This is a genomic window from Flavobacterium sp. PL002 (assembly GCF_054165825.1).
Window position 1 is genome coordinate 336,228 of sequence record NZ_CM135110.1, and the last position, 16,089, is coordinate 352,316.

The following is a 16,089-nucleotide window of genomic DNA, read 5'->3' on the forward strand; positions in this document are numbered from 1 at the left end:
AGAATTATTCCTTTTCGATATTGCTACTAAAGGTTTATATTTGTCGTTTTCCAATAAATAACACAACAATGACTACTTTAAACGAATTGAATGCTATTTCTCCAATTGATGGAAGATATAGAAGTAAAACCCTTTCTTTGGCTCCGTTTTTCTCTGAAGAAGCTTTAATCAAATACCGCGTATTAGTTGAAATCGAATATTTCATTGCTTTGTGCGAAGTTCCTTTGCCACAACTAGCTGGGGTAAACTCGGATTTATTTGAAAGTTTACGCAACATTTATAAAAAATTCTCAACCGAAGACGCACTTTGGATTAAAGAAACTGAAAAAGTAACCAACCACGATGTAAAAGCGGTAGAGTACTTCATTAAGGATAAGTTCGAAAAGTTAGGTTTATCACAATACAAAGAGTTTATCCATTTTGGATTAACATCTCAAGACATCAATAATACTGCGATTCCGCTTTCTACAAAAGAAGCGTTTGAAAAAGTATACATGCCGTCATTAATTACGTTAACCTCAAAGTTAAAAGACTTAAGTGTAGAATGGGCAGCCATCCCTATGCTAGCGCGTACACATGGACAACCGGCCTCTCCTACTCGTTTGGGTAAAGAAATAGGTGTTTTTGTAGAACGTCTTGAAGAGCAAATGCGTTTGTTATTCAACATTCCGTTTGCAGCTAAATTTGGTGGAGCAACTGGAAATTACAATGCGCATCATGTGGCATATCCACAAATTGACTGGAAAAAATTTGGAGGCAATTTTGTCGAAGATATTTTAGGCTTACACCACTCTTTTCCAACTACTCAAATTGAACATTACGATCATTTTGCAGCGTTTTTTGACGCTTTAAAAAGAATCAACACGATCATCATTGATTTAGATAGAGATATTTGGACGTATGTTTCGATGGAATATTTCAAACAAAAAATAAAAGCAGGAGAAATTGGATCATCAGCAATGCCACATAAAGTGAATCCAATTGATTTTGAAAACTCAGAAGGAAACTTAGGAATAGCAAACGCTATTTTTGAGCACCTTTCGGCAAAATTACCATTGTCTAGATTGCAACGTGATTTAACAGACAGTACCGTTTTAAGAAATGTAGGTGTACCAATAGGGCATACAATCATTGCCTTTGAAGCGACTTTGAAAGGATTGAACAAATTATTACTAAACGAATCTAAGTTTCATGAAGATTTAGAAAAAAATTGGGCTGTAGTTGCTGAGGCAATCCAAACAATTTTGCGACGTGAAGGTTATCCTAATCCTTATGAAGCATTGAAAGGATTGACAAGAACAAATGAAGCAATTGATAAGAAAGCAATTCATGGTTTTATAGCGACACTTGATGTTTCGGAAGCGATTAAAGCGGAGTTAATGCAAATAACACCTAGCAATTTCTTAGGAATTTAAAAAATGGATTAAAAATCACTAAAAACTTTGTTTCTATTTCTCTGAATATGATAAAAGTGACTTAGCACGATTGATTTTTAGTATAAAATATGTAAAAAAAGCTATCTTTATCGATAGCTTTTTTTATGAGTTGGCTGTTTATGCTAACTGATGAAAACTGAACATTATTATTTTAAAACTTACTAGCCCAGATTGCAATGGAAAGCCTTGCGGGAGAAAAAACTATTTTTATGGCAATTGGTAGAGTGACCAGAGGAAACTCCTGCCAACTGCCTAATAAAAAAGTATTTTAACCAAAAGCTTGAAATGAAAAGCTGGAATAGCTACAACAATAAATTATGAGTACCGCAGCAACAGTAGCAGAAGCATCAACACATTTAGAACCACTTATTACCGATTTAGGACTGATCCTAATGACGGCTGGAATAGCAGTTTTATTATTTAAAAAACTAAAACAACCTTTAGTTTTAGGATATTTGATTGCTGGATTTTTAGCAGGAACACATTTTGACCTTTTCCCATCAGTTACTGATATTAAGAGCGTTGAAGTTTGGGCAGAGATTGGTGTGATTATTTTACTTTTTAGTTTGGGACTCGAATTTAGTTTTAAGAAATTAATGAAAGTGGGAGGCACCGCCTCGATAACTGCAGTCACCCAGATAATATCCATGGTTTTAATGGGTTTTTTAGTAGGTAAATGGATGGGCTGGGGTCAAATGGACTCGATATTTCTAGGGGTAATTCTCTCGATTTCATCCACTACAATTATTTTAAAAACATTTGACGAATTGGGTGTAAAAGCCAAAAAATTTGCTGGAATTGTAATAGGATCCCTTATTGTACAAGACATTGTAGCTATTTTAATGATGGTATTGTTGTCAACTGTAGCGGTAAGTCAAAAATTCTCTGGAACCGAATTAATAATGTCGGTTTTAAAGCTAGTTTTCTTTTTAACAGCTTGGTTTGTAGGAGGAATATTTTTCATACCTTCATTATTAAAAAAAGCCAAACATTTATTAACCGATGAAATGCTACTGATAATTTCGTTAGCACTTTGTTTAATGATGGTGATACTAGCATCAAATGTTGGTTTTTCACCTGCATTAGGAGCCTTTATTATGGGTTCTATAATTGCCGAAACGACGCAAGCAGAACACATTGAACATTTAGTAAAACCAGTAAAAGATTTATTTGGTGCGATTTTCTTTGTATCAGTTGGTATGTTGATTGATCCCGTGATGCTATACGAACACGCTATACCAGTAGTGATTTTGACATTTGTGACCATTTTTGGGCAATCAATTAGTTCAACTATTGGCGCTTTGATATCTGGGCAACCTTTAAAACAATCTGTGCAAACAGGAATGAGTTTATCACAAATTGGAGAATTCTCTTTTATTATTGCCACACTAGGAATGTCACTCAATGTGACTAGTTCCTTTTTATACCCAATTGTAGTTGCTGTATCTGCAATTACTACTTTTACGACTCCTTTTATGGTAAAAATGGCGGTTCCGTTTTCAGAATTCTTAGAGCGAAAACTACCTAAAAGATGGGTTAAAAAAATTGCTCGTTACAGTACTAATGCACAAGCAATTCGATCAGTTAGTACATGGCAAATTGTGATACGTGCCTATTTAATTCAGATTATATTGAACACTATCATTATCACATCAATAATATTATTGTCAGATAATTATATTTTACCTTTAGTTGAACATTCAAAATTTGGTAATGCGATTGCTGCACTTATTACATTAGTCGCTATTTCTCCGTTTTTATGGGCCCTTTCTTTGCGTCGTGTGGCGGTAGAACAGGTAGATGCTTTGTATAAAGAACGTAAATATCGTGGTCCAATATTGATGATGATCTTTTTTAGAATAGGACTGGCTATATTTTATATTGGATTTTTATTGAATATCTTTTTCTCACCTATAATTGCTTTTGTTGCACTAGTTGCTTCGATTATTATATATTTATTTTTTCCGAAAAAACTGCATGCCCTTTATCATAAAATTGAAAATCGTTTTCTAAAAAACCTCAACAATAGAGAGATTAAAAAAGTAGATCGCCGCCATGCAAATCTAACGCCTTGGGATGGTCATATGTCTACTTTTGAAATCGCACCCGAGTCAAACCTTGCTGGAAAAACACTTCGTGAATTAAAAGTAAGAGAGGATTTAGGAATCAATATTGCATTTATAAAACGTGGAGAGTTAACGATTCAAATTCCAAATAAATTAGAACGCCTGTTCCCTGGTGACGAAATATGCGTTATTGGAACTGATGAACAAGTGGAGCAATTTTCGACTTACCTTAAATCAAATGAAATTGTAGATCCCATAAAAGCAGATAATAATCTTGTTTTAAAACAAATAGAACTCAACAACGCTGAATTTATAGGAATAAGCGTAGGTCAATCTAAACTAAGGGAACGCACCAACGGTTTACTTGTAGGAATTGAACGTAACGGACAACGAATCCTGAATCCAGAATCTAATATTGTGTTACAAAAAGACGATATTTTATGGATTGTAGGTAACAATAAATTAATGAATGCTTTGTTTACGGAGTAAAAACAAAAAAAGGCAAAAGTGAAACACTTTTGCCTTTTTTTATAACTATAGAATAGCTTAATTATCTAGAATAATTAGGTGCTTCTTTAGTGATGGTAACATTATGAGGATGACTTTCATTAATTCCGCTTGCAGTGATGCGAACAAAACGTCCTGTTTCTTGCAAAGTTGGAATATCTTTTGAGCCACAGTATCCCATTCCGGCACGAAGACCACCAATGAACTGTAACATACTTTCGTTTAATTCTCCTTTGTAAGGTACACGCCCTACGATTCCTTCTGGAACTAATTTCTTTACATCATCTTCAACATCTTGAAAATAACGGTCTTTTGATCCTGTTTCCATTGCTTCCACAGAACCCATTCCTCTATACGACTTGAATTTTCTACCTTCGAAGATGATAGTTTCTCCTGGAGATTCTTTAGTTCCTGCAAGAAGTGACCCTAACATAACACAGTCAGCACCTGCTGCCAAAGCTTTAGGAATATCTCCTGTATAACGAATTCCACCGTCAGCAATAACTGGAACTCCTGTTCCTTTTAATGCAGCTGCTACTTCTAACACTGCCGAAAACTGAGGAAAACCAACACCTGCAACGATACGTGTTGTACAAATTGAACCCGGTCCAATTCCAACTTTTACACCATCTGCTCCATTTTCAACTAAAAATTTTGCTGCTTCAGGAGTCGCAATATTACCAACGATTACATCGATTTGAGGGAATTTAGTTTTTACCTCTTTTAATGTTTTTACAACACCCTCAGTATGTCCATGAGCTGTATCGATGATAATTGCATCTACACCTGCATTTACTAAAGCTGCTGCTCTTTCTAATGCATCACCGGTTACTCCAATGGCAGCTGCTACACGCAAACGTCCATAAACATCTTTGTTCGCAATTGGTTTTTGAGTTAATTTAGTAATATCTCTAAAAGTGATTAAACCAACTAATTTATAATTAGCATTCACTACAGGAAGTTTTTCAATTTTATGTCCTTGTAACACCACTTCAGCTTGTTCTAGTGAAGTTCCTTCGGCAACGGTAACTAAGTTTTCAGTTGTCATTACCTCAACAATAGGTCTTGCATTGTTTTTTTCAAAACGCAAATCTCTATTGGTTACAATTCCTTTAAGAATTTTATTTTCATCAACGATAGGAATACCGCCTATACCAAATTCTTTCATGGCATTTTTTGCATCGGCTACAGTAGAAGTAAGAGGCAAAGTTACTGGATCAATAATCATACCTGACTCAGCACGTTTTACTTTACGAACTTTGGCTGCTTGCTGCTCGATAGTCATATTTTTATGTAGAACACCTATTCCACCTTCTTGAGCCATAGCAATTGCCATTGAACTTTCAGTAACAGTATCCATAGCAGCAGATACTATAGGAACGTTTAGTGTAATATTTCTTGAAAATTTAGATTGGATACTCACTTCGCGAGGAAGAACATTTGAGTAATTAGGAACTAATAATACATCATCGTAAGTTAAACCTTCACCGATAATCTTGGAGTTATGTGCTATCATGTTGCAATTTGTAGTTGAATTGCGAGCAAATATAGTCAATTTTTGAATATAATTTTTAAAAACTACTCAATTAATATTCTCAATCGTTTTCGTTTATCCTTAATTTTTATAAAAAAATTCTATTTAACAGGAATACAACTATCCGATTTTTAACAATTATTCTGAAGTAAATAAAAACTTTTTTTTCTAATGGAATTCTCCAAATAACTTTGAAGCTTCATTGTATGCGCTTTCAAAACTGAGCGGATTTAAATTAGTAACCACTTTGTTTGCTGTAAAATAAGACAACAATTTCTCTGTAGGCATATTTCCTGTCAAGTCATCTTTAGCCATTGGGCAACCGCCAAATCCTTGAATTGCACCATCATAACGAGTACAACCTGCTTTGTAAGCCGCATCAATTTTCTCAAACCACTTATCAGGAGTAGTGTGTAAATGCGCTCCAAATTCGATTTCAGGGTATTTTGGAATCAAATTAGAAAATAAATAACTAATCACATCAGGTGTTGAACTTCCTACAGTATCCGACAAAGAAAGGATTTTTACGCCCATATTTGACATTTTTTCTGTCCACTCCCCTACTATATCTACGTTCCAAGGATCACCGTACGGATTACCAAAACCCATAGAAAGATAAGCAACTACTTCCTTATTGGTTTGATCTGCGATTTCTAAAATTTCAGTTAAAGTAACTAAAGATTCTGCTATGGTTTTATGTGTATTTCTCATCTGAAAATTCTCGGAAATCGAAAACGGAAAACCTAAGTATTGTATTTCCTTATGTTTTGAAGCCATTTCAGCACCTCTCGTATTGGCAATAATCGCCAAGAGTTTACTACTAGTTTGGGATAAATCCAGTTGTGCCAAAACCTCTGCAGTATCTACCATTTGCGGAATCGCTTTTGGAGAAACAAAACTCCCAAAATCAATCGAATCAAATCCTACGCGTAACAATGATTGTATGTAAGCAACTTTCTTCTCTGTAGGAATAAAAGGCTTAATGCCTTGCATGGCATCCCGTGGACATTCTATAATTTTTACTGGCTTCATATAATTTCAAAGATAGAAAAACAATTAGGATTATTAAATAATGCTCTTTAAATTTTTACTTTTTAACGTATTCTATAAATTTGTAATAAATCTAATTATTACATAATTTGGTAATATGTATAATTATTACGTTATTTGGTAATAAATAGTTTTATTTAAAAGTACAAATAGCATTTTATTTTAATTATATTTGAATATGATAAGTATAATCACAGGAGATATAATCAATTCTAGAAAAACAACTTCCACTGAATGGATACTGGGATTGAAGCAGTTACTAAACACTTTAGGCAACAATCCAGAGCAATGGGAAATTTATCGTGGTGATGAATTTCAACTAGAAGTCGCTACTCCTACTGAGGCTTTACATCATGCCTTATTGATTAAAGCTTATCTAAAAAGCATTAAACTCGATGCAAGAATGAGTATTGGTTTTGGAGAAAAAAACTATGCTGCTAAGAAAATTTCGGAGAGTAATGGCTCTGCATTTATACGTTCAGGTGAACTTTTTGACACATTAAAAAAACAAAAGAGCAATCTGGCAATCAACACTAGCGTTATAGACTTTGATGAAGAAATTAATTTAATGTTGCGTTTAGGACTCACATTTATGGATAATTGGTTAGCTCAGTCGGCAGAGTTTGTTTTGACTACACTACAAAACCCTACCCTTTCACAAGACGAAATTGGTCAATTATTGAACATCAATCAAGCTGCTGTAAGTCGCCGAAGAAGCCGAGCCAAATTCGACTTGGTTCTCGAATTAGATGACTATTTTCAAAAAAAAATAAAAAACATTACCGTATGATCCTACTTATAAAATTATTTTTGGCACATATTCTGGGTGACTTTACACTACAACCAAACTCATGGGTAAAAGATAAAGAAATTAAAAAAGAAAAAAGTATTCACCTATATATTCATACTGCGCTACATGGTCTTTTAGCCTTTGTTTTTGTTGGCGAAAGTGATTTCTTAGGGTTCGCAATCGTACTTGCAGTAACACATGGCCTTATTGATTACGCTAAACTACAATTCCAGAAAAAGAAAACGAAACGTACTTGGTTTATGGTCGATCAAGCATTGCATATTCTTGTCATTGCTAGCATTACGTTTTTATACACCAATCAAAGTTTAGACTTAACTCCCGTCAGTAATTCTATTTGGATTTTTATCACTGGAGTTATTTTCCTAACTAAACCAACATCTATTATTATAAAAAATGCGATTTCGATCTGGACACCTGAAAAAAGAAATCACCAGGACAATTCTTTATCAAATGCTGGAAATTATATTGGAATTCTAGAAAGACTATTTGTATTTTGTTTTATAGTTACGGGACATTTTGAAGCCATCGGATTTTTATTGGCAGCTAAATCTATTTTTCGTTTTGGGGATTTAAAAGAAGCCAAAGACCGTAAATTAACCGAATATGTTTTAATTGGCACTTTACTCAGCTTTGGAATCGCTTTAATAACGGGCCTTTTAGTGCAAGCTATTTCAATCTAAGGCATAAAAAAGTCCGTTAAATGAAATTTATAACGGACTTGATTACTTTGCAAACGAATTATTTCATTCGCGCTACAATCTTTTTATTTATTGCTTTTACTAAAGCGGGACCTTCATATATAAAACCGGTATATAATTGTATTAAGCTAGCTCCTGCTTCTAGTTTTTCGATAGCATCATCAGCAGTATGGATTCCTCCTACTCCAATAATAGGAAATGCTTTATTACTTTTATCAGATAAAAAACGAATTACCTCAGTAGAACGTTTTGTCAATGGTTTACCTGATAATCCGCCCATTTCGGCTTTGTTTTCAGACTGTAATCCTTCACGGGATATGGTAGTGTTCGTTGCAATTACTCCCGCAATTTTTGTTTCGGCAACAATATCAATAATATCTAGCAACTGTTCATCTGTTAAATCGGGAGCTATTTTTAATAAAACTGGTTTTTGCTTTGGCTTAGCCAAATTCTTATTTTGAAGTGTTTGCAACAATTGCGTCAACGGCTCTTTGTCCTGTAGCGCACGTAAATTGGGCGTATTTGGCGAACTTACATTCACCACAAAATAATCTACATAATCGTACAAAGCATCGAAACATATTTCATAATCAGAAGTCGCTTCCTCATTTGGTGTCAACTTATTTTTACCTATGTTTCCTCCAATTAAAACACCATTATTGGCTTTTAACCTTTCTACTGCCTCAAGTACTCCCCCATTGTTAAAACCCATTCGGTTAATAATAGCCGAATCCTCTTTTAATCGAAATAAACGCTTTTTTGGGTTTCCATCTTGTCCTTTTGGTGTCAACGTTCCTATTTCGATAAACCCAAAACCAAAATTAGACAACTCCTTATACAACTTGGCATCCTTATCAAAACCAGCCGCTAATCCAACTGGATTTTTAAACTTTAAACCAAAAACTTCCGTCTCTAATCGTTTATCATCTACTAGATATAACGAACGGTAAAGTGCCGAAAAACCAGGGATTTTAGACGTGAAACGCACTAATGAAAAAGTAAAATAATGTATTTTTTCAGGATCGAATAGAAAAAATAGTGGACGAATAAGTAGTTTGTACATAGCTTTTTAGTTGTGAGTGCAAAAATAGAATTATCTCAGCGATAAATAAATAATTCTGATAAAAATTAAAGAAGCTATTTAAGACCGAACAAATAGCCCGGTTTTCAATATTATACAATAAATTAGCGATTCTAAATTTCCATCTATGAAAAAGTATATTTGTTTCTTAATATTTCTAGCTTCGATTACTGTTTTTGGTCAATCAAAAGACGAAATCAGAATAATTATTGTTCGTCATGCTGAGAAAATGACAGATAACCCAAAAGAAAAAGATCCCGAACTCACAACAAAAGGTAACGAAAGAGCAGTAGATCTAGCTACAAGATTACATGAATCAGGCAAAATAGACGTTGCCTACACGACAGATTACAAGCGTACTAGAAATACTGCACAGCCAACAGCTACATCAAATAAAATTACGCTTCAAATTTATGACGCCAGTAAACTACAAGAATTTGCTAAAAATGTATTAACAAAAGATTTTAATAAAACGGTATTAATTGTCGGACATTCAAATACAGTTTTAGAGACAATCGAAGCTCTAGGAGGAAAAAGACCTATAGATTCAATTGGAGATCAAGAATACGATAATGCTTTTTTAATGTTGATAAAAGCAGATGGAAGTATTAAAACCGAAGTCTTTAAATATGGTGCTCCAAGTTCTAATACTGAAGGTCCACAAATGATGCATTAAAAAACTACAATGCTAAAACACCACTGATAATTGATCTTTTGAAGGCTCAATTCTAAATAAACAGTACCTTTGTACCCACATTAAAAAAACACTTTTATGCAACATATTATTGATCGTTTCATCAGTTATGTAACTGTAGACACAGAGTCAGATCCAAATTCAACTACAACACCAAGTACTGCAAAACAATGGGATTTAGCCAATAAACTGGTTGAAGAACTTAAAAAAATTGGAATGCAAGATGTTACCATCGATGATAAATCTTATATCATGGCAACCTTACCTAGCAATGTTGACCATGAAGTTCCTACCATTGGTTTTGTAGCACACTTTGATACTACACCTGATTTTACAGGTGCTAATGTTAATCCACAAATTATAAAAGATTACGACGGAAAAGATATTGTTTTAAATGCAGAACAAAACATTATTTTGTCTCCTAATTATTTTAAAGATTTATTGCAATATAAAGGACAAACTTTAATCACTACTGACGGAACTACCCTTCTAGGTGCTGATGACAAAGCGGGAATTATAGAGATTGTTACTGCAATGGAATTCCTAATTAATAATCCCGATATCAAACACGGAAAAATTAGAGTTGGTTTCACACCCGATGAAGAAATTGGTCGTGGCGCACATCATTTTGACGTAGCAAAATTTGGAGCAGAGTGGGCTTACACTATGGACGGAAGTCAGATAGGTGAATTGGAGTACGAAAATTTTAATGCGGCTGGAGCCAAAATCACTTTCAAAGGTAAAAGTGTACATCCTGGATATGCCAAAGGTAAAATGATCAACTCGATGTTAATTGCTAATGATTTCATCAATGCTTTACCATCTGATGAAACACCTCAAGAGACTAAAGGTTACGAAGGTTTTTATCATGTGCACCATTTAACTGGAAGTATTGAAGAAACAGTTTTAGAATTAATCATTAGAGACCACAGCAAGAAAAAATTTGAAAAAAGAAAAGAAAAAATTGAAAAAATAGCAGCAAAAATCAACAAGAAATTTGCCAAACAATTTGGTGAAGACATTGTGATTGCTGAGATAAAAGATCAATATTACAATATGAAGGAAAAAGTAGTTCCTGTAAAACATATTGTTGACATTGCCGAAAAAGCAATGAAAGAAGTAAACATAAAACCATTAATTAAACCTATTCGCGGCGGAACTGACGGTTGCCAGTTATCTTACATGGGATTACCTTGTCCTAACATTTTTGCAGGTGGACATAATTTTCATGGTAAATATGAGTACGTACCCGTAGAAAGCATGCAAAAAGCAGTAGAAGTGATTGTGAAAATTGCTGAGCTGACTTCATTGCCTAACTTTGGACTGGAAGTTTCTAAAACTAACAAGAAGAAATAATTAACCTTATTATATGTGATTAGGTCAAATTAGTGCTTTGGCGAAAGCCTAAAAGTAAAAAATATTCCTAAACATGTCACGATTAAAATTGCCCTCAAAAAGTAAAATACTATTTGAGGGCTTTTTTTGTCAATAAAACACGAATAAATACAGCAGTTTTAAAAATTTTATACTTTTGCAATCTTTTCGTGATAACTTCAAACGTAATTTGCATTAACAAAACAAAAGAGTCTTTTTAAGATTAAAAAAGAGTTAACCAAATTATAAAAAATTATCATGAAAAAAACAACATTATTATCCTTAGTAAGTGTTTTAAGTTTAGGGCTTTTTGCAAGCTGCAACAACGATGACAACCCAGCAAATACAAGTAAAGATTTAAAACTAAATATCTCAGGCCTAGAAGACTTAGGAGCTAATTATAAATATGAAGGCTGGATTATAGCAAACGGTCAACCTGTTTCTACAGGTGTTTTTACAGTAAGTAGTGATGGAACAATGTCTAAAACATCTTTTACTGTTGCTAGCGCAGATCTAGACATTGCAACAAAATTCATCTTAACAATTGAGCCCTTTCCTGATACTGATCCAGCGCCTGCAAAAACACATCTATTAGCAGGTGATTTCTCTTCAAATTCGGCTACTTTAACTATTGGAGCGCCAGAAGCTTTAGGAAATGATTTCTTATCTGCAAAAGGATCTTATGTACTTGCAACTCCATCAGACGATGATGATACAAACGAAAAAAGCGGACTTTGGTTCCTAGGTACTTTACCTCCTACAGCAGGTTTAGAATTACCTACACTTCCTGAAGGTTGGAAATACGAAGGTTGGGCAGTAATCGATGGTGTACCAGTAACTACAGGGACATTTACATCTGTTTCAGGAGTTGATGACTTTAGTGGATTTAGCGGAGCATTAGGAACACCTCCATTTCCTGGTGAAGACTTTCTTGTAAACGCACCAACAGGAGTAACATTTCCTACTGATTTATCTGGTAAGACAGCTGTAATTAGTATTGAGCCTTTTCCTGATAATAGCACAAAACCTTTTTTACTAAAACCATTAGTTGGTTCAATACCTGCAGCTGCACTTGATCATACTGTTTATACAATGAGCAACAATGCAAAAGCTTCAGCGGCTACTGGAACAGCAACTAAATAGTTTTAATATACTTTTAAAAAAGTACATTTAATTGACAAAGGCTTAAGTAATGACAAATAATTGTTGTTTCTTGAGCTTTTATCGATTTTGATAACTAAGCATTGATTTAAAGCTTAGAATTACTAAATCTCTTTTACATCCAAAGCAAAAAAACTATATTTATAAATACATTCTAACAAAAAACAATAGTTATGAAGAAAATTTTGATGATTGAAGACGACCCCTCTATTGTTGAGTTAGCTAGTATTCATTTAAAAGACATTCATTGTGAATTAACCAAAGCTTATAACGGCTTTGAAGGTTTGCATCTTGCTAACACTAATTCTTATGATGCTATTATTCTAGATATCATGTTACCCGATATTGACGGAATAGAAATTTGCAAACGCATTAGGGCCGAAAAGAACTTTACTCCCATAATGATGCTTACGGCAAGAAGTGAAGAAATTGACAAAATCATAGGTCTTGAAACCGGTGCTGACGATTACCTAACAAAACCTTTTAGCATAAGAGAATTTACAGCACGCGTAAAAGCACTGATTAGAAGAAGCGAAATAAACAGCACAGAGCAAGTCATTGTTGATGAAGTTTTGCAATGTGGAAATTTGCAATTAGATACTCAAAAAAGAAAAATTTTACTTGAGGATCAAAAAATTGAATTAACACCTAAAGAATTTGATTTATTGTATTTATTCATGTCAAATCCTGGAATAAGTTATTCTCGTGAAACCTTGCTAAATTTGGTCTGGGGATATGAATTTTCTGGTTACGAACATACTGTAAACTCTCATATAAATAGATTACGAACTAAAATAGAACCCAATCTTACCAACCCAAAATATATTTTAACTACTTGGGGAATAGGATACCGTTTTACTGACGAAATAAAATAAGAATGGAACAAAAAAGATACAACAGTTTATTTTGGAAAATATCATTGGTGTTTTTTCTACTTCTTGCGATTGTGGGTATGGCTCATGTTTATATAAGCTACAACTCATCACGAGAATATCTAGAAGAGGTCAACCAAAGAATCAACCACGACACTGCTAAAAATATTATTGAAAACTCTACTCCTTTTTATAACGGAAAAGTAATCAAACCGGCACTAAACGAAATGTTTCATCACGTGATGGCAATTAATCCAAACCTCGAGGTATATTTGGTTGACCCAAAAGGAAAAATTATTGCTTGGTTTCCGCCAGAAAAAAAAATAATATTAGAGTCTATTAATGTACTCCCCATCAAAGCATTTATTGCAGATAAGAAAAAGTCTTTGATAAGAGGTGACGATCCCTTAAACCCAGGTACTCAAAAAGTCTTTTCGGCACACCCATTAACCATGAATAATATGCTATATGCTTATATTTATGTGGTGCTAAATGGTGAGAAAAAACAAGCAGAATCTGATACCCTATTCACTAGTTACTTATGGCAAATTAGCTATCGTACTATGGGGATTACACTGTTTTTTACATTTTTAATAGGTTTGCTTATCATTCGAACCATCACAAAAAACTATTCAAAGATCCTGAATGTCATGCAACGTTTTAGAGAGGGAGATTTGCACGCCAGAATAAACCTGGACAGCTTAAGTAGTGAAAAACAACTAGCCGAAATGTTTAATGAAATGGCAGATATATTGACCACAAACATTGATAAACTTAAAGAAGTAGAAAATTTAAGACGAGAGCTTATCGCCAATGTATCACATGATTTAAGAACACCAATCGCAATAATACGAGGCTATCTTGAAACCTTACAAATCAAAGAAAAAACAATCACTGACGAAGAAAGAAAACGTTATATTGATATGGTAAGTCAGAGTTCAGTGAAATTAGAAAAACTTGTTCATGAACTTTTTGAATTATCAAAACTAGAAGCAAACCAAATTCGCCCTAACAAAGAAGCCTTTATTATTAGTGAATTAGTAAATGACATCAGCTCTAAATACCATCTTATTGCACACAATAAAAAAATTACAATTGACACTTTTTTATCGAAAGAATTAGCGCCGGTATTTGCAGATATTTCTTTGATCGAAAGAGTGATTCAAAACCTATTAGACAACGCAATAAAATTTACTCCTGAGAACGGATACATTAGTATTACAACAGAAAAATGTTTGAACAATACTGTAAAAATCACCATAACGGATAATGGAATAGGAATTCCGGAGAAAGACCGAGAACGTATTTTTGCTCGTTATTATAGAGCTAATAACTATACCGATCTAAAGAACAGTACAGGTTTAGGTCTTGCTATTGCAAAAAAGATACTGGACCTCCACGATTCGTCGCTTGAATTAATTAGCAGTGAAAATACTGGAAGCTCGTTCATTTTTAAATTAAAATGCAGTTAATTGCATTTATACTATACAAACTAGTATCACAGTTAATTATTTCCACTTAAGATAAGTCACAAAAAAAAGACCGATACACATAATATATCGGTCTTTTTTATACCTTAAAAAGGATTATTTTTTTGCTAAAGCAGCACTCATTTCCATAGAAATTGCAGAACGCTCCATTTTTAACTTTCCAGCCATTGTGTCTAAAATTACTGTTGTTTCAGCAATTTCAGAAACCTTACCGTGAAGTCCGCTTTTTGTAATTACTTTATCTCCAACTTTTAAAGCGCTTTCAAATTCTTTTTCGTTTTTAGCTCTTTTTTGTTGTGGTCTAATCATAAAGAAATAGATCACTACAAACATTAGTAAAAAGGGTGCAAATTTAGTTAATTGTTCCATAATATTAATTCTCTTTTTTAAATTATTAATTACATTAAACCGCGACCGGTTTTAAGCATTTTTTTATTCGATTCTAATTCTTTAACTAAATTATCTAGAATTCCGTTGATAAAAATACTACTTTTAGGAGTAGAATACTCTTTAGCAAGCTCTAAATATTCATTTAAAGTAACTTTTACAGGAATAGATGGGAATTTCAAAAATTCACAAATTGCCATTTTTAAAATAATAGTATCTACCTCTGCAATACGATCACTATCCCAGTTTGGTGTTTTATCTACAAATTCCTTAGCTAACTCAGATTCGTTTAAAACTGTTTTTCTGAATAAATCTTTTACAAATGCTTTATCTTCAGCATCCTTGTACACTTTAGGCACAGTAAAATTATCATCCATAATAGGTTTCATCGCTTTCAATTGCTTTAGAATTTGCGTGTTTACCAATGGAATGTCATCAATCCAAGTTAATTGATCGTCTTCTAAGAATTCGTATAACTTTTCATTTGGAACAATAACTTCTCCAAATAAATCAACAATAAGTTGTCTGTCTTCTTCAAAAGTTGTTTCGGCATTACTCATATAAGTAATGTAAAACGGACTTACTTTTATTGCATTTAACAGCAATGAAATGTAGTCTTCATGAAGTCTCCAAGCATCAATTTTACGATTCTCTAAAGCAATGCTCAAAGAATTATTTTCAGCAAGGATTTGAAAAATGCTGTTTTTGATAAATTTCTCGTTGGGTTTACGTTCTTGAGGCGTAGCAAGGTGTTTTAAACTTGATTTGTGTAAAAACTCAGCCTCTTTTTTACAGATTTCCATTAAGGAAGAAACCATTGTAAGGTATAAATCTTGAATATTATCGATACTATAAAAAAGAAACTTTTCTTCTTTCTCTAAGTTATCTGAACCGTTTTGATGCATCGCATAAATCGATTGCATAACTT

14 protein-coding genes are annotated in these 16,089 nt (G+C 33.5%); 9 read left to right on the forward strand and 5 right to left on the reverse strand.

Annotation, left to right across the window (positions count from 1 at the left end; all coding sequences use genetic code 11):
- Window positions 1-68: 68 nt before the first annotated feature.
- Both purB and ACVEGE_RS01415 read left to right on the forward strand, forming a co-directional pair.
- A complete protein-coding gene (gene purB / locus ACVEGE_RS01410) occupies window positions 69-1,415 on the forward strand; it encodes an adenylosuccinate lyase (protein WP_192500289.1) in 1,347 nt (448 codons plus the stop codon).
- A gap of 338 nt (window positions 1,416-1,753) precedes the next feature.
- Window positions 1,754-3,991 (forward strand): cation:proton antiporter domain-containing protein, encoded by a 2,238-nt coding sequence (locus tag ACVEGE_RS01415; RefSeq protein WP_192500290.1) that lies wholly within the window; start codon window positions 1,754-1,756, stop codon window positions 3,989-3,991.
- Between the two features lie 61 nt (window positions 3,992-4,052).
- Here the strand turns inward: ACVEGE_RS01415 and guaB are convergent, their stop codons facing one another.
- Complete coding sequence (gene guaB / locus ACVEGE_RS01420; RefSeq protein WP_173854343.1) at window positions 4,053-5,525, reverse strand: IMP dehydrogenase; 1,473 nt, start codon at window positions 5,523-5,525, stop codon at window positions 4,053-4,055.
- 186 nt (window positions 5,526-5,711) lie between these two features.
- A complete protein-coding gene (locus tag ACVEGE_RS01425) occupies window positions 5,712-6,575 on the reverse strand; it encodes a hydroxymethylglutaryl-CoA lyase (RefSeq protein WP_173854345.1) in 864 nt (287 codons plus the stop codon).
- Between the two features lie 196 nt (window positions 6,576-6,771).
- On the opposite strand from ACVEGE_RS01425, the gene ACVEGE_RS01430 reads away from it, so the two are divergent.
- Together ACVEGE_RS01430 and ACVEGE_RS01435 are read left to right on the forward strand one after the other, a co-directional pair.
- Window positions 6,772-7,383: a hypothetical protein gene (locus ACVEGE_RS01430; protein ID WP_173856891.1), complete on the forward strand. Its 612-nt coding sequence runs from the start codon at window positions 6,772-6,774 to the stop codon at window positions 7,381-7,383.
- Window positions 7,380-8,084, forward strand: coding sequence for a DUF3307 domain-containing protein (locus tag ACVEGE_RS01435; protein WP_173856892.1), 705 nt, complete (start codon window positions 7,380-7,382; stop codon window positions 8,082-8,084). The genes ACVEGE_RS01430 and ACVEGE_RS01435 overlap by 4 nt, the downstream gene beginning before the upstream one ends.
- A 58-nt stretch (window positions 8,085-8,142) precedes the next feature.
- On the opposite strand, the gene ACVEGE_RS01440 is transcribed toward ACVEGE_RS01435, so the two are convergent.
- Entirely contained in the window at window positions 8,143-9,165 is a 1,023-nt protein-coding gene (locus tag ACVEGE_RS01440) for a quinone-dependent dihydroorotate dehydrogenase (protein WP_173854351.1), read from the reverse strand.
- A 145-nt stretch (window positions 9,166-9,310) separates the two neighbouring features.
- Between ACVEGE_RS01440 and ACVEGE_RS01445 the strand changes: the two genes are divergently transcribed.
- The 5 genes from ACVEGE_RS01445 to ACVEGE_RS01465 all read left to right on the forward strand — a co-directional run bounded on the left by ACVEGE_RS01445 (window position 9,311) and on the right by ACVEGE_RS01465 (window position 14,756).
- Entirely contained in the window at window positions 9,311-9,859 is a 549-nt protein-coding gene (locus tag ACVEGE_RS01445; RefSeq protein ID WP_192500291.1) for a SixA phosphatase family protein, read from the forward strand.
- A gap of 96 nt (window positions 9,860-9,955) precedes the next feature.
- Window positions 9,956-11,233: a peptidase T gene (pepT, locus tag ACVEGE_RS01450; RefSeq protein WP_192500292.1), complete on the forward strand. Its 1,278-nt coding sequence runs from the start codon at window positions 9,956-9,958 to the stop codon at window positions 11,231-11,233.
- 276 nt (window positions 11,234-11,509) lie between these two features.
- Entirely contained in the window at window positions 11,510-12,394 is an 885-nt protein-coding gene (locus ACVEGE_RS01455; RefSeq protein WP_173854358.1) for an anti-sigma factor, read from the forward strand.
- Between the two features lie 191 nt (window positions 12,395-12,585).
- Window positions 12,586-13,287 carry a response regulator transcription factor gene (locus ACVEGE_RS01460; protein ID WP_192500293.1) on the forward strand — a complete coding sequence of 234 codons (702 nt, stop codon included), beginning with the start codon at window positions 12,586-12,588 and terminating at the stop codon, window positions 13,285-13,287.
- Between the two features lie 2 nt (window positions 13,288-13,289).
- Window positions 13,290-14,756 carry a sensor histidine kinase gene (locus ACVEGE_RS01465; RefSeq protein WP_192500294.1) on the forward strand — a complete coding sequence of 489 codons (1,467 nt, stop codon included), beginning with the start codon at window positions 13,290-13,292 and terminating at the stop codon, window positions 14,754-14,756.
- Between the two features lie 114 nt (window positions 14,757-14,870).
- Here ACVEGE_RS01465 and yajC read toward each other — a convergent pair whose 3' ends face one another.
- Both yajC and nusB read right to left on the reverse strand, forming a co-directional pair.
- Window positions 14,871-15,143: a preprotein translocase subunit YajC gene (gene yajC / locus ACVEGE_RS01470; RefSeq protein ID WP_173854363.1), complete on the reverse strand. Its 273-nt coding sequence runs from the start codon at window positions 15,141-15,143 to the stop codon at window positions 14,871-14,873.
- Between the two features lie 29 nt (window positions 15,144-15,172).
- Window positions 15,173-16,084 carry a transcription antitermination factor NusB gene (gene nusB / locus ACVEGE_RS01475; RefSeq protein WP_192500295.1) on the reverse strand — a complete coding sequence of 304 codons (912 nt, stop codon included), beginning with the start codon at window positions 16,082-16,084 and terminating at the stop codon, window positions 15,173-15,175.
- Window positions 16,085-16,089 lie beyond the last annotated feature (5 nt).